This window comes from Pseudazoarcus sp. NS36 (assembly GCF_059703705.1).
This window is the reverse complement of sequence record NZ_BAAKJA010000006.1, coordinates 234,455-248,453: the sequence shown is the minus strand read 5'-3', so window position 1 is coordinate 248,453 and position 13,999 is coordinate 234,455. Positions and strand designations below refer to the sequence as shown.

General features: G+C 63.9%; 16 protein-coding genes and 1 other RNA gene. 6 read left to right on the top strand and 11 right to left on the bottom strand.

The features are described from left to right. Positions 1–144: 144 nt before the first annotated feature. The 6 genes from AC6H0R_RS11575 to AC6H0R_RS11550 all read left to right on the top strand — a co-directional run bounded on the left by AC6H0R_RS11575 (position 145) and on the right by AC6H0R_RS11550 (position 5,236). Positions 145–1,467: a TRZ/ATZ family hydrolase gene (locus AC6H0R_RS11575; RefSeq protein WP_497581521.1), complete on the top strand. Its 1,323-nt coding sequence runs from the start codon at positions 145–147 to the stop codon at positions 1,465–1,467. Between the two features lie 76 nt (positions 1,468–1,543). Then, positions 1,544–2,257: an OmpA family protein gene (locus AC6H0R_RS11570; RefSeq protein WP_497581520.1), complete on the top strand. Its 714-nt coding sequence runs from the start codon at positions 1,544–1,546 to the stop codon at positions 2,255–2,257. 96 nt (positions 2,258–2,353) lie between these two features. Beyond that, the gene (gene ubiG, locus AC6H0R_RS11565) at positions 2,354–3,055 is read left to right on the top strand and encodes a bifunctional 2-polyprenyl-6-hydroxyphenol methylase/3-demethylubiquinol 3-O-methyltransferase UbiG (protein WP_497581519.1); all 702 of its coding nucleotides are present in this window, start codon (positions 2,354–2,356) and stop codon (positions 3,053–3,055) included. Next, the gene (locus AC6H0R_RS11560; protein ID WP_497581518.1) at positions 3,048–3,731 is read left to right on the top strand and encodes an HAD family hydrolase; all 684 of its coding nucleotides are present in this window, start codon (positions 3,048–3,050) and stop codon (positions 3,729–3,731) included. The genes ubiG and AC6H0R_RS11560 overlap by 8 nt, the downstream gene beginning before the upstream one ends. Before the next feature lie 38 nt (positions 3,732–3,769). Next, positions 3,770–4,148: a transfer-messenger RNA gene (ssrA, locus tag AC6H0R_RS11555) on the top strand. 23 nt (positions 4,149–4,171) lie between these two features. Further along, positions 4,172–5,236, top strand: a complete 1,065-nt coding sequence (locus tag AC6H0R_RS11550) for a dienelactone hydrolase family protein (RefSeq protein ID WP_497581517.1) — start codon at positions 4,172–4,174, stop codon at positions 5,234–5,236. A 217-nt stretch (positions 5,237–5,453) separates the two neighbouring features. Here the strand turns inward: AC6H0R_RS11550 and AC6H0R_RS11545 are convergent, their stop codons facing one another. The 11 genes from AC6H0R_RS11545 to AC6H0R_RS11495 form a co-directional block, all read right to left on the bottom strand. Continuing rightward, on the bottom strand, positions 5,454–6,080 hold the full coding sequence (locus AC6H0R_RS11545) for a hypothetical protein (RefSeq protein WP_497581516.1): 627 nt from the start codon (positions 6,078–6,080) through the stop codon (positions 5,454–5,456). 3 nt (positions 6,081–6,083) lie between these two features. Further along, positions 6,084–6,305 carry a hypothetical protein gene (locus AC6H0R_RS11540; RefSeq protein ID WP_497581515.1) on the bottom strand — a complete coding sequence of 74 codons (222 nt, stop codon included), beginning with the start codon at positions 6,303–6,305 and terminating at the stop codon, positions 6,084–6,086. Between the two features lie 81 nt (positions 6,306–6,386). Further along, complete coding sequence (locus AC6H0R_RS11535) at positions 6,387–6,878, bottom strand: glycoside hydrolase family 24 protein (protein WP_497581514.1); 492 nt, start codon at positions 6,876–6,878, stop codon at positions 6,387–6,389. Further along, the gene (locus AC6H0R_RS11530; protein ID WP_497581513.1) at positions 6,875–7,201 is read right to left on the bottom strand and encodes a hypothetical protein; all 327 of its coding nucleotides are present in this window, start codon (positions 7,199–7,201) and stop codon (positions 6,875–6,877) included. Before AC6H0R_RS11530 ends, AC6H0R_RS11535 begins: the two co-directional genes overlap by 4 nt. An 11-nt stretch (positions 7,202–7,212) precedes the next feature. Then, the gene (locus tag AC6H0R_RS11525) at positions 7,213–7,350 is read right to left on the bottom strand and encodes a hypothetical protein (protein WP_497581512.1); all 138 of its coding nucleotides are present in this window, start codon (positions 7,348–7,350) and stop codon (positions 7,213–7,215) included. A 63-nt stretch (positions 7,351–7,413) separates the two neighbouring features. After that, positions 7,414–7,869 carry a discoidin domain-containing protein gene (locus tag AC6H0R_RS11520; protein WP_497581560.1) on the bottom strand — a complete coding sequence of 152 codons (456 nt, stop codon included), beginning with the start codon at positions 7,867–7,869 and terminating at the stop codon, positions 7,414–7,416. An 8-nt stretch (positions 7,870–7,877) separates the two neighbouring features. Next, positions 7,878–8,627, bottom strand: coding sequence for a hypothetical protein (locus AC6H0R_RS11515; protein ID WP_497581511.1), 750 nt, complete (start codon positions 8,625–8,627; stop codon positions 7,878–7,880). Positions 8,628–8,630: 3 nt separating this feature from the next. After that, on the bottom strand, positions 8,631–11,873 hold the full coding sequence (locus tag AC6H0R_RS11510; RefSeq protein ID WP_497581510.1) for a phage tail protein: 3,243 nt from the start codon (positions 11,871–11,873) through the stop codon (positions 8,631–8,633). Beyond that, on the bottom strand, positions 11,870–12,292 hold the full coding sequence (locus AC6H0R_RS11505) for a C40 family peptidase (protein ID WP_497581509.1): 423 nt from the start codon (positions 12,290–12,292) through the stop codon (positions 11,870–11,872). Before AC6H0R_RS11505 ends, AC6H0R_RS11510 begins: the two co-directional genes overlap by 4 nt. Then, positions 12,289–13,125 (bottom strand): phage/gene transfer agent baseplate hub protein, encoded by an 837-nt coding sequence (locus AC6H0R_RS11500; protein WP_497581508.1) that lies wholly within the window; start codon positions 13,123–13,125, stop codon positions 12,289–12,291. The genes AC6H0R_RS11505 and AC6H0R_RS11500 overlap by 4 nt, the downstream gene beginning before the upstream one ends. Beyond that, a complete protein-coding gene (locus AC6H0R_RS11495; protein ID WP_497581507.1) occupies positions 13,122–13,997 on the bottom strand; it encodes a DUF2460 domain-containing protein in 876 nt (291 codons plus the stop codon). Before AC6H0R_RS11495 ends, AC6H0R_RS11500 begins: the two co-directional genes overlap by 4 nt. Positions 13,998–13,999 lie beyond the last annotated feature (2 nt).

The following is a 13,999-nucleotide window of genomic DNA, read 5'->3' as shown; positions in this document are numbered from 1 at the left end:
GGTCCAGGCGGCAGGCGCCGCGGTTCAGAATAACGCGCCATATTACCACGCCACCCTCCCTCCAGACCCCGCGTACGCACCCGCGCGAGCACCGGCAGGTATGATTGCGCCCCACAGCCCACCCGCCAGCCACGGAGACCACACATGCAGCGCGAATCGGCCGACCTGATCGTCAACGCCCGCTGGGTCGTTCCCGTAGATGAGGCAGACTCGGTACTGGATCATCATTCCGTGGTCGTAACCGGCGGGCGCATCGTCGCCGTCATCACGCAGGATCAGGCCCGAGTCCGGTACACGGCAAAGCAGGTCGTTGAACTCCCCGATCACGTGATCATTCCCGGCCTGATCAACGCGCACACGCACGCCGCGATGTCCCTGATGCGCGGGCTCGCCGACGACCTGCCGCTGATGCGCTGGCTGCAGGACGCCATCTGGCCAGCCGAGAACAAGCATGTGAGCGAGGCATTCGTTCGCGACGGCACCTTGCTCGCGGCAGCCGAGATGCTCGCTGGCGGAATCACCACCTGCAACGACATGTATTTCCACCCCGACGCAGCCGCCGAAGCATTCGACCTGGCCGGAATGCGGGCCGTCATCGGAGTCACCGTAATAGATTTCCCGACGCCGTACGCCTCCAACGCTGACGAATACTTCCGCAAGGGTCTTGCGGCACGCGACCGCTGGCAGCGACATCCTCGCCTGAGTTTCAACATCGCCCCGCATGCGCCCTACACCACATCGGACGAAACACTAACCCGCGCTGCCAGCCTCGCCGCAGAACTCGATTGCGGGCTGCACATCCATATTCATGAAACCAGGCATGAGGTGGACGAGTCACTGAAACACCACGGGATGCGGCCACTGACCCGACTGGCCGGACTCGGAATACTCGGAAACAATTTCCTCGGAGTGCATGCCATCCATCTGGACCGGGGCGATATCGAACTGCTCGCGCGAAACGCTTGCTCGATCGTTCATTGCCCTGCATCAAACATGAAACTGGCTAGTGGCATTGCGCCTATTGCCGAATTGATGAACGCCGGCATTACCGCAGCGCTCGGCACCGATGGCGCCGCAAGCAACAACCGCCTCGACATGTTTGCAGAAATGCGACAGGCCGCATTGCTCGCGAAAATCGCCAGCGGTGACGCAACCCACATCCCTGCACATACCGCGCTGCGAATGGCCACACTTAATGGTGCCAATGCAATTGGACAGGGAAACCTCATAGGCTCGCTGGAGCCCGGGAAACACGCCGACATGTGCGCCATCAATCTCGGCACGCCGGCAACCCAACCATGCTATGACCCGGTGTCGCATCTGGTGTATGTGGCGGGAAGAGAGCATGTATCCCACGTGTGGGTAGCAGGTGAAACGCGTGTTGAAAATGGGACACAAGTGCTGCACACCAGCAACACGGAATTGATCGCAACAGCGCGGCTGTGGCAAAGTAGACTAAAATCGTAACCGCGCTGCACGATCGCTCGGAGATTGGCGATTGCTGATTTGTTTGATAACCCTCTCTAATACGGACGACATAAAAATGAGCATTCAACTCAAAAGTAAATTGCTTGGGCTGGCTGCGATCGCCGCGCTCGGTATGGCTGCGGCCCCCGCGCTTTCGCAGTCGAAAGACACCGTAATTTCCTACACCACCGACTCCGCGGGCGTCGTTCCTTACGTGATCGACAGCCGCAATGCAGTGGCCACCAGCGGTTCCGGCCTGTGCTGGCGCACCGGCTTCTGGAGCCCGGCTGCGGCCCAGAGCGCTTTCGCCGGCAACTTCCCGGCTGGTTGTGTGTGCGACAAGGACATCGTCCCCGCCGAAATGTGCAAGTCGCCGTACGGTGACACTTCGGCCGTGAAGACCACCGCTACTGCCGACAAGATCAAGCTGTCCGCTGACGCCCTGTTCGACTTCGACAGCGCCAACCTGCGCCCGGCTGGCCGCAGCGCCCTGGACGAGCTGGCCACCAAGGCCAAGTCGCTGAACCTTGAAGTCATCCTCGCCGTTGGCCATACCGACCGTATCGGTTCGGACAACTACAACAAGCGTCTGTCCGAGCGTCGTGCCATGTCGGTGAAGAACTATCTGGTTTCCAAGGGTGTCGACGCCAAGCGTATCTACACCGAAGGCAAAGGCGAAAGCCAGCCGGTGACCGGCACCAAGTGCAACGGCGTCACCGAGCGCGGCGCACTGATTTCGTGCCTGCAGCCTGACCGTCGCGTCGAAGTGGAAGTGATCGGCACCAAGTAAGCCGTTTGCTGTCACACGGCAAGCCGTGCAAAGCCCTGCTTCGGCAGGGCTTTTTTTTGACCCCCGGATTCAACCCGAGCTACAGAGAGACACCTCATGAGTGTGAATGCCGATCCTGCAGAACTGCAAAAATTCGGTGAGCTGGCCCACCGCTGGTGGGATCCCGACTCAGAGTTCAGGCCACTGCACGAGATCAATCCGCTGCGCCTTGGCTGGATCGATGCTTGCGCCTCACTGCCCGGAAAAACCGTTCTTGACGTCGGATGCGGCGGAGGCATTCTGTCCGAAAGTATGGCTGCCCTCGGCGCAGACGTTACCGGCATCGATCTTTCCGACAAAGCGCTTGGCGTGGCAAAACTGCACCTGCTCGAAAGCGGGCAACGCGTGGCGTATGAGCTGATCAGCGCCGAGGATCTGGCGGAGCGACAGCCCGCATCGTTCGATGTCGTTACCTGCATGGAAATGCTTGAGCACGTACCCGACCCGGCCAGCACCATCGCCGCCTGCGCGCGCCTGGTCAGGCCCGGTGGGCACGTGTTCTTCTCAACGCTGAACCGCAACCCGAAGTCTTATCTCTTCGCGATCATCGGTGCGGAGTACATCCTCAAACTGCTGCCGAAAGGCACGCACGAGTACGCCAAGTTCATCAAGCCCGCAGAACTCGCTCGCGACTGTCGCCACGCGGGCCTGGAAGTCCAGGAGCTTCTCGGCATGGGGTATAACCCGCTGACACGCGTCTATTCGCTGGGCACTGACACAGACGTGAATTACCTCGTGCACACCCGTCGCGATGACTGACGGCGTCTTCTTTGATCTCGACGGCACACTGGCCGACACGGCGCCGGACCTCGCTCGGGCGATCAATCTCGTCTTGCACGATCACGGGCGCGACCCGCTGCCGCTGGCACGACTGCGCCCCCATGTTTCGTCCGGAGCACGCGGCATGTTGAGCGCAGCCTTCGGCGTTACGCCTGATGACCATGCCTTTCAGCCGCTGGCCGAGCAGTTCCTGGAGCAATACGCGGCAGCACTGTGCGTCGACACCCGTTTGTTCGCAGGCATGGACGAGCTGTTGACGGCCCTTGAAAGCGCCGCCATTCCCTGGGGCATCGTCACCAACAAGCAAAGCCGTTTCACTGACCCTCTGGTTACGGCCCTGGCGCTGCATGATCGCGCCTGCTGCATCATCAGCGGAGACTCTGCCGCGCGCCCCAAGCCGGCTGCAGATCCCTTGCTGCTTGCCTGCGAGCGTGCCGGCCTGACGCCTCGGAACTGCATCTATGTCGGGGATGACCTGCGCGACATCATTGCCGGGAAAGCTGCAGGAATGCGCACCGTAGCCGTTTCCTACGGTTATCTCGGTGTCGACCAGCCCATCGAAACATGGGGTGCTGACACAATCATCCAGTCCCCGCAGGAACTCGCAGAACTGATCGGCCTCCAAACTCCGGTACGTGATAGCATCCGCACTTGAAATACCTCTGCCTGACTCCATATGGCAGAAAGACTCCTGGGGCCGACTTGGCTTCGACGTGGGTCGCGAAGCAGCGCAGTGCATACCGAGGGCCAGAAAACCTCGTAAATCCATCTGGAAACAAACAAACGCCAACGACGAGCGTTTCGCTCTAGCCGCTTAATCCCGGTTAGCGCTGCACCGGCGGGTCTCTGGGCCGGATGGTCTTAGCGCAAGCTGAGCCATTGCAGTGTCATTTACAGAGAATCGCGAGCAGGGCCGGGTTACTTGGTTCTGCAGCTAAAAGTAAGGTAGCTCGCCCCTTTCCGGCCTGCCAATCGGCTAAGTCAGGGGTTAAAACCAAATAGGTTGGCTAAGTATGTAGATCTGTCTGTAGAGGGCTTGCGGACGGGGGTTCAATTCCCCCCGGCTCCACCACAACACGCTGTAAAATCAAAGGCTTGTGCCGCACTCCCTGTGCGCCACAAGCCTTTTTTTTGGGCTTTTTTGGGTGTCGTGGTCAACATTTTGGTCAACATTTTTCGGGCCTCAAAACACTGCTCGCCCTTCTCATCGGCATCAACGCCGGCCATTGGCTGCCTGATCTGCTGACTGAGCCACCGCCCCCGGTCATTGAGCATGTTGAGGTGCCGGCGCCACGCACACGGCCGGCGCAGGCGCAGGCGCTGCAGGCGAGAATGCGGGTGCAAACGGCTGATGACGTGGCCGCGGTACGGGCTGAGCTGCTGGGTGCGGTATTCGGCGGCGCGGTGCCGGGCGACATGCCGGCGGCGGTGGAGGATGTTGAGGCGCTGGGGGTGACTGGCCAGCGGCTGACGATGGCGCTGCCGAGCGGGGATCTGCTGGATGGTGTTCTGCTGCGCGCACCAGGTGCGCAACGGCTGGCCATCTATCACGCCGGGCACGGGCAGACTGCGCTGGAGGATGGTGGCGAGACAATCGGCGCACTGCTCGCGTCGGGGTTCGACGTGCTGGCGCTGGACATGCCGCCGGAGCCGCACGCACTCTACGCCGCGACGCCCCGCCCACTGGAATCGTTCATGCGCCCGATCGCCGAGGCGCTCAACTATGCGCTGGCGCAGCGCGAGTATCGGCGCGTGGTGATGACCGGGCTATCAGGGGGCGGGTGGGCGACGGTGCTGTATGCGGCGCTCGATCCACGCATCGAGGCGAGTTACCCGGTGGCGGGGTCGCACCCCTTCTACTTGCGAGAGCAGCAGGCGCAATCGCGCGGCGACTATGAGCAGCAGTTGCCGGGGCTCGACGTGGGGTATCTGGACCTGTACCTGATGGCCACGGACGGCGGACGCGAGCAAGTGCAGTTCTTCAACCGGCACGACCCCTGCTGTTTCGCGGGCGACCTGTCTCTGGCCTACCGCGACCCGCTGCACCGGATGGCCGAGCAGATCGGCGGCTCGTTTGACGTGGTGATCGACGACGAAGCGCTGCACGTCGTGTCGCGTCGGGTGGCCCGGATGGTGGCGGCGTTTGCTGCGCAGGACTGACGCGCCGCTATACTGCGGCCTAGCACGAAGGGAGGGCGAAATGGATGTAACTCAAGGGAGTGCCGCTGGGATATTTATCGCTTTCAACGAATCAGTCCCCTTGTCCGACTTCCGGAAATTCCCAGGGGGACGGTCACTCTGGATCAAGCCGCGCCAATCCTATCGTGCCTGGACCACCAAAGACGGGCAGCGCCAGGCGCGACGGACGCGCTAAGCCTTACACGTCAATCTGATCGAATAGCGGCGGGTAAGCCAGGCGGCACAGGCGCGGAGGAATGCGCACGCGCTGATCGAAGCCGCTTGGGTCTTTCTCGCGCTTGCGCACATTGTCGTTCCAGCTCGGCCAGCCGCCCAGCTTGACGGCGGCGTGCATGGCGGTGCGCTCCAACCAGCTGACGCCGGCGCAGCGCATGGCCTGGTTGAACAGGCTGTCGGTTTCGGCGCGGGTGAGTTCGGCTACGCCGATCTGGATCTGGCAGCGCTCGAACATATCGAATATCACCTGCTCGACGGGCGTGGGCTCCCACATATTCTGCGGGTTGGCGCCCCACCATGGGTTGAAGTTGTCAGGCGGGTGCGGGAGGTCTTCGGGGTTGAGGATGTATTCGATGCGCCCGGCGGTCTCATAGGGCCGGTCGTGCAAGGTGGCCGGCTGGCGCTCAAGGCCGTTGCCCGGCACCAGTGGCCGCGCGATATCCGGGATGCTGGCGAGGTCGCTCACTTGTCCGGGCAGGAGGCAGTACATGCGCCGCGTGCGCGGGTCGGCATAGACTTGAATGCGGCTCTGCGTCCAAACCTTCGGGCCGGGGCCGGCGATGCCGTGCAGGCGCGTGAGGAACGGCATGGCCTACCCTTCCCCATCCGTCAGTATCTGCACCGTGCAGTTCTCGCCGTGGTACTGCACCAGCACCCGCGCGAAGGCATGCTCTGCTCCGCTCTGATGCACGGCACAGCCGCGCCCGGTGATGCTGGGCAGCGCGCCGCCGTAGTCCATGACACGCAGCACGGCGGTGTCACGCGCGCAGCCGGCCAGCAGCAATACGGCGATGAGCAGAATCAGGTGTCGCATGGCTTGCTCCTGTGTGGTGGGCGGCTCAACCGAGTTGTCCCGAAACGGTTGATAGGTGTGTTGGCCTCGCCGCCCGTTGATCTAGGCCAGCACCCCGCCGGCCTCGATGTAAGCGGTTCGCAGCTTTGCAAGGCTCTGCTCGTGCTGGCCGTAACCAGCGCCCGGCAAGCTCGCCCAACGGCTGCGGCACTTGGCCAGGGCAGCGTCCAGCCGGCCGGCCTCGATGTCTTCCAGCGCCTTGCATTCGCGGATGAGCTGCAGCGCGATGGCGTCCTGCGCTATGGGGCCGAAGTCGGGCAGGCCGAGATGGCGCATGTAGTGCTCAGCAAAACGGTGCAGAATCTGATAGCGGCCGGCGGCGGTTGATTCTCCGGTGCTGCCCGACTGGTAGCGGAAGCCAACGATCACGTTCGGGTGCTGCGCGTAGCTGCGGAAGCGGATCGGGCGTGCCGGCGTGCTGCCGACGATCACGTCGTAGCCGTCGTCCCCGATGGCGGCCGTGCCCTCAGCAACCGCGATGGTGTCGAGTAAGGCGCGCAGGTTGGCGCTCAGGCTGGGGGTGCGCGCGCTCATGACCCACCTCGCCGAATCATCTCGCTGGCGTAGAACCACACGGCCAACAGCACCACGCCGACCACGCCGAGCACCCCTTTTCCGGCAAGCTGCTTGCGCAGGTCGCGGTAGAACTCGCGCCGCTCGCGGTAGGCTTCGATCATCTGCTCGTGCGCCTTGCGGTGCTCGGCCGGGTCGCCGTCAGGGAAGCCGCTGCGGATCAGGCCGCACACGCGCTCGAAGCCTTCGTCCTGCTGTTTCTTGAAATCGGCCATGCGGTCGGTCAGACGCGCATCCACAAGTTCGATCAGGCGGCGGTGCTCATCGGTGGTTTGGTCAGGCATGCAGCGGTCTCCTATGGCTTGCGGTGCAGACTGGTGCGCCGCGCGCGCAGCGCGGCCAGCGCCCTGCGCCAGGCGCTGGGGCGGGATTTTCTGTTTGATCGGTGTGCGGAGTAGAGGGCGCAGATCTCGCGCAGGCCGAGTGGGCTCATGTGTGCGGTCTCTATAACGAAAAAGCCCGGCGGGTGGCCGGGCGCGTCTGCAAAGCCGGCTCCTTACGTGCTGCCATACAGCCGAAACTCTGTCGTTGAAAGGTACGACCCCGTCGAAAGTCTGAATAGTTGCGCAGTGACTTCCGTGAAGCTGTACTCCTTCTGCACGTTCGGGCCGGAATCTTCCACGCCCGAAACGGTAGCCACCGTTTGCCATGCTGATCCGTCGTAGTACTGCACCTCGGCGCCATTCAAATAGGCGGCAACGCCGCCCCATCCACTCAATCCGCCACCAGCCACCAACACCTTGTCGACCGCCTGCGGCGATCCCATGTCGGCCTGTATCCACGCAGTGCCGGAGAGGTTGGTGGCCCCGCCGGTCGTGTAATCCGTGTCGCGCATGTTTGCGACGGTGGCCGTGTGAGGCTCCCACGTTGAGCTTTGCGAAAAGGAGGCTGGCAGCTTCTCGCTATAACCGGGCGCGGGCGCGGGGGCGTAAAGGCCTTGAGCCGCTACCACTCCGGGGATCACGGCGCAGCCTCTGCGAGCGCACCAAAGAGCGTCCACACGTTTTCGGCGGTGCGCTTGAGCGTGACGACGCCATGCTGCCCGGCAATGATCGGATCAACCGTTGAAAGGTGATTGAGCGTCACGCCGCTGCCGGCCGCGATGGTCACAACGCCCGTGCCGCCCTGCTCGATGTGGATCTCGGTATTCGCGGCCCATGCCTCAGAAGACTGCGGCGGCACGGTAATGGTTACTGCTGCAGAAGCCGAGGTCACGATGTAGTCCCCGGCATCAGCCAGGGCAAGCGTAATCGAGGTGCCGGCATTGCCGACGACTGCCGAGAAGCCGCCACCGCCCCCGCCACCACCTGACCCCGCCCCCTGATACTGCCCAGGGCATCGGTGATCCACCCAGCCTGTCACCGTGGCGCTGCCCGTCACCACCGAATACAGGTGCCAGTAGTCGTCAGTGTTGTTCCAGTTGGTGTCGTCGGTAGAGAAAGACACAACGCCGGTCGCCTTGGCCGCGACGACGTAGCAGGTGCTCGACGCCGTCAGGGTGCGCGTGCCATTTTCCACCGACACGCGGCTGCCGCTGCTCACCACCACGTTGCCGCCGAGGAAGCCCCAGGTCAGGCCCGAGCTAGTCGCTGCGTTCCGCCCGTAGGTCATGGCCTGCGAGGCGGCGTCGAACAGCGCATTGGCCTGCTGCTCTTTGCTCTCGCTGCCGACCACGATGCCGGGGATGTTGCTGGTAGGTCCGTCTGCCATTTTCTAGCCTCGCGTGATGCTTGAAGTGAGCGCAAAGCCGCGCCCTACCGTCGCGCTCATCTGGTAGATGCGCACGTACAGCGTTGCTTGATTGCTGCCGAAATCGGCCACTTGCTGCGCCGAGGTGTAGGCGAGCGTCGTCGTGCTGGCTGTGAGCGTGCGCACGACGCTGGTGTATCCGCTGCCGTTGTAAATCTCGATCTCGTAGGCCTCGGACTCTTCGCCCAGCGGCACGCCGACCAGATTTCGCCAGCCGGCGCTGATGCGCCCGCGCCGCAGCCAGGTCAGCGTCCAGTCGCGCGTGCTCGGGTGGCGGTGGCCGTTGAGGCGCACAGGGCTGAGCGGCTTGAGGTTCGCGCCTGTGTAAGTGAGCTCGCGCGTGGTGTCGCTGTCGATTGAGCGGCCGCTCGTGATGCCGCGATACCCCAGCGGCTGGCCGATGGTGGCGGACGACATGCCGATCCACGCCACATCAACATCGCGCAGCGCCACCACAGCGTCACCAGCCTGGTGCAGCGGCGCCGCCCACTCGCTGCCGAACAGGCCGCGCAGGAAGTCGGTGAGCACATAGCTGCCGTCTGCCTGCTGCTCGACGGTGGCCACGGCCACAATCTCCCACCGCCCCGGCGCACCAACGGCCAAGAGGTTGCCGCCGTTGTAGAGCGAAGCCAGCGTGATGCTGGAGAGGTCGCCGGTCAGCAGATCCACCTGCAACACGCTGGCTGCATCAACGATATCGGTGCGCCCTGCCGCCAGTGCGGTGCGGCACGTACCCATCGTCACCGGACTGAGCCATGCCTGCAGGTCTGCCCACGTCTGGCCGCCGTCTGGCGTGCGGTACAGCAACCCCCCCGGCCAGCCAGCCGTATAGCCGCACATCGCCGCGAACCAGCCGGGGCGGTTGAATTCGTCAGTCAGTAGCGGGATGTCCAGCAGCTCAAAGCGGCTGGGACCGGCAAGCCCCAGCGTGGGCGGCGTGGCGGTGCTGTCGGGTGCCACGGCGCCGGCCGTGTAGGTGGCCGCAGCGTTGAGCTTGGCCATACACTCCAGGCGACCGTCCGAAAGGTAATGCACCTGCGTGAGCCGAAGCTCAAGCGTGCCCAGCTCGCCGCCCTTGGTCTTGATTACATCGGCAGCTTCCAGCCCCCGATAACTCGGGGGCAGGTGGAACGGGCCGATGTCGCGGCGCTCCAGCCAGTACATGCGCAGCAGCACCTCGGGCATACCCGCTGCTTCACCAGCCTTGAGCGCAATCGCCAGCTCAAGCGTGACCTTGTGCGCACTCTCTACAGTGGTGCGCTCGTCGTCGGTCTGGTTGGTGTCGTACTCGCGGTCAACATCGGCAAACTGCACTTCGACCCGGCGCGGCAGTTGCGTATCCATTTCGCGGGCCACCGGCAACAGTGCGTTGCGCTGTGCTCCGGCCGGGCGGGCATCCAGATCAGCAGCGGGGATGGTCACGACGCTGGCCTGCCCGCGCGGGATGAAGTGGATCTTGTAGCCGCGCGGTACGATGTCAAACGGCCACGCCGCCTGCAGCGGCTCAAGGTTTGCCCGGATGCTGGTCTGGATGGCGATGCGGTAGCCGCGCACCTCTTGCGTGAGCAGGCTCACGTCCAGGTCGTCCTCGGTGAGCACAGCCGATTGCAGCGCTTCTTGAAGCACGATCTGCGAGAGCGGCTTGGTGCCCGCCCCCAGGCGCTCAAGGATGTACCGCCGAATGCGCACACCTGTTGCCAGGCCGCCCCCGCTGGATGGATCGTACAGGTCTGCCATGGTGCAGACGCCATCCATCACGCACGCAGAAACCGTCACGGTCGGGTCAGGCAATACAAAGCTGCGCACCACCGCAGCGCCATCGGCGCTCAGCTCATGCAGATACTTGGTCGGACCGGGCTGATTGACCTCTTCGAGCAGATACGGCTTGTCGGTGCCGATCAGCCGAGCCAGGGTTGTGCCGATCTGGGCGTTGATGGTGCAGGCCGCGGTCGATTCAACCTCCAGAGAATCCGGATTTATCACCCACGACTGCGCCAGATCAACGCGAGACACGCCGATGATCCGCCCGCCCACGAACGCAACCTGCATGTCATTGGGCACAGACAAAACCGCCACACGGCCAGCCAGCGGATCACACTTGACCAGCTCGTCGGCCGCGCTGTCGTACAGGTACAAGCACCCCCCGAAGACGGACCAGTTGTCTATATAGCTCCGGAATACGCCTGTGTTCGGGTAAGCGGTGCCGTTGTACCAGTAGTCATAGGGCGGGCTCGAATCGAACGGGCGACCGTCGTTGTACAGCGCAGTCTCGTGCCACGGATACGCCGGCATGAAGTCCGTCAGGCCTACGATGCTGCGCGGCTTGTCGGACGACACCAGAGTGTCAAAGCGGGCCAGACTGGCCGTGGAATAGTTGGCCACGCGGTGCGACTGCGGCACCCCGGCAAAGAAGTCGGCGTTGTATGCAACCGAGCACGCCACGCCATCATTGCCGAGCCGAAAGATCTGCACCTCATCGGCTGACGGGCGCGTAACCTCGGTATCCAACTGCTGCGAGAGCAGCACAGACTGGCCGATACCCTCGCCGATCACTTCCACCTTGACCTGCACGCCCGCAACGCTGTTGCTGTACTCGGTCAGCTCCAGGTCATCAAAGACGATGTACGCACGCCCGCGCCACGCCGGGCAGTTGCCCGCCCCCAGGTCGGCCTCGATGCGCGGGTCTGGCATCTGATCTTCGGTGCCCAGATACACCCGGAAACCCTTGGCGGCCTGGTTGCTGGCGATCACCGTTTCAATGTCATCAGAGCCGGCGTCGTAGAACAAGCCGGTCGTCGTCCAGATGCGCCGGATGCCTTGAATCGGGCCGGTCTTCGTGGTGTCGGCCAGCGCGAGGGCGAAGGTGGCGTAGTAAGTCGTTGTCTCAACTTCAGGCCCGCCGCCCCCCTTCCCCCCGCTCGATTCCTTGCGGGTGCGCGCCTTGAGCTCGCCGCCCTCGATCCAGAACACCGTGCCGTGCCCGGCCATGTTGGCGTGGTAGCGCGGCAGGAACACGCCGAAGCCGGCCGTCTGCTGCGCGAGGTCGGAGAGCTTCGGACCCTGCAGAACCGGGCCTTTGGGTGGGTCGATGAGGCCGCCGACACCCATACCCACTTGGGCACCATACACGGCGCCAGTCGGGCCGCCGGTGTAGAAGCCAACAACGGCACCTACTACACCGCCAACAATCTGACCCGCGCTACTCATGCCACCACCCGCGCACGCCAGGCGGCCACGATCTGCAGTTCCAGGGTGTCGTCAATGCGGTGCTCGACCACGCGCCCGATGCGCTGGTAGGCGTGAATGATGTAATCCGGCGCAGTGAGGATGCCAACGTGCGTGGGCTCGACCTTGAAGCGGATCAGCACCACGTCACCCAGCCCCGCCTCTGCCAGCGCGATGCGCTGCAGGCCGGCCTGCGCGTCAATGGCTTGCAACAGCCGCCCTTCGTTCGGCACGGTGCCGTAGGCCTTCACGTCGCGCATCTCAACGCCCGCCTCACGCAGCGCCACAATGCACAGCCCGGCACAATCCAGCCCTTTCCCCGGCAACCGCCCCTGATGCCGAAACGGCGTATCCATGCACGCCCGCGCGGCATCTACGATGCCCTGCTGCAGATCAGTCATCGGCCACCTACCTTGCCGTACTGGCTGCTCGTCTGCATGCCCACGTCGGCATCGCTGTTGATGATGTTGTCGTACTTGTCGCGGCAGTCCTCAAAGGGGCGCTTGCGGCAACCGGGGATCAGCTCGTATTCGTGGCCAACCTCCACCGGGTAGTACGCCGGCTCGAAGGTCTCAATGGTGCCGTCGGCCTCATAGCGTTTGATTTCCAGCGGGCGCAGGCCCACGTTCGGGCCGCTGGTGAATTCGATGGTGCCCTTGCCGAACCAGTCCGCAACCTCAGCGCGCGCCGAGTCGCGGAAGATGTTCTGGCTCGTCACATGCGAGAGCGCGCCGGTGACGGTGAGCGGGCCGAGATCCACCTTGCAGCCGGCGTATTCCTGCCCGCCGAAGGTCTTGGTGCAGCTCGGGCTGGTGGTGGTGCCGGTGGTCTGGCCGAACACGTCGACGAGCTGCATCATCTCGATGCGGTAGCGCCGGTCTTCCAGCGTGGTCTTGCCAAGAATGCAGGCCATCATCGGCTCGTAATGCTCGACTGGCGCCAGCCACGAGCAGGCAAATACCTGCAGCCGCGCGCCGTCGAACACGCCGGAATCCACCGCATCCCGCTCCACGCCACCGGCCGCGACAATACCCTCCAGATCCATCGCGCCCGGCGCAAAGCTGGTGCCGGTAATCAGCCCGGTGAAGTCGTAGCCGTTGCCGGGCGCATAGACCTGCCCGTTGCTCATGAGTAGCGAGCGCGGGTAGCTGGTGAGCCTCACGACAAGCCCGTTCCGGCACACGATGCGCAGGCAGTACGCCAGCGTCTGATAGGGGGCGACTTGCGGCTTCACAGTGCGATGAGCTCCACGAGTTCCACCTCGTCCACCTGCACCACGTTGGGCGCCAGCGGCTCGATGCGCGGCGAGTTGTCGAAGCGGCACGGGATGTCGAATTCGCAGCCGCCATGCACCGTCTCGCCTGCTTGTGGAGACGTCTGCACAGTGCCGCCCTCGGTGTAGTCGCTGAATGCGTTGGAGTTGATATTGAGCGTCACGGTGGTCGCGTCGGCGCCCAACACCTCGGCGCGCTGGCCGTTGATCTGAGTCATCCCGCTCACGCCGGACACATGGGCGCTGTCGCCCGCCACGAAGGTATTGGCGCCCACCGTGAGCACCGTGACGGCGCCCTTGGAGATACCGGTGATTGCGCGGCTCTTATTCGCCGCGAGGCTCACCACCCCCGTGGTGGTGTCGACGGTGAAGGCGGTGATGGCGTGGTCGCCCGTATCCGGGTTGCGGATACCGGCGACCACCGTACCGGGCACCGGCTTGAAGATGGTGCGCACCGGGTAGCCGGCGGCGCTGGCCGGCTGCTCGGTGCCGTATTGCTTCTGCAGCTGGTACTGCCCGGACTCGATCATGGGCAACGCCTGGTCGAATGCCGTGGGCACGCCCTTGCGCCCATTGGTGCTCCAGTCTTCATGCGCCCGCACGCGGAAGCCCACATAGAGGCCAAAGCAGCGGTGGTACAGCGACATCACCAGGTCGTAGGCGTCGTCATCGCCACGCGTGTAGCTCACACGAAAGCGGCGGATCGGATACGGGTGCAGCAGGGATCGATACTCGCGGTCAGACTCGACCACAATTACCCGCACGGCGTAGCTGTCGACCCAGCTCGCACCCAGCCGCACACACGCCGGCAGGCGTTCTTCCAGAAAGGGCATTG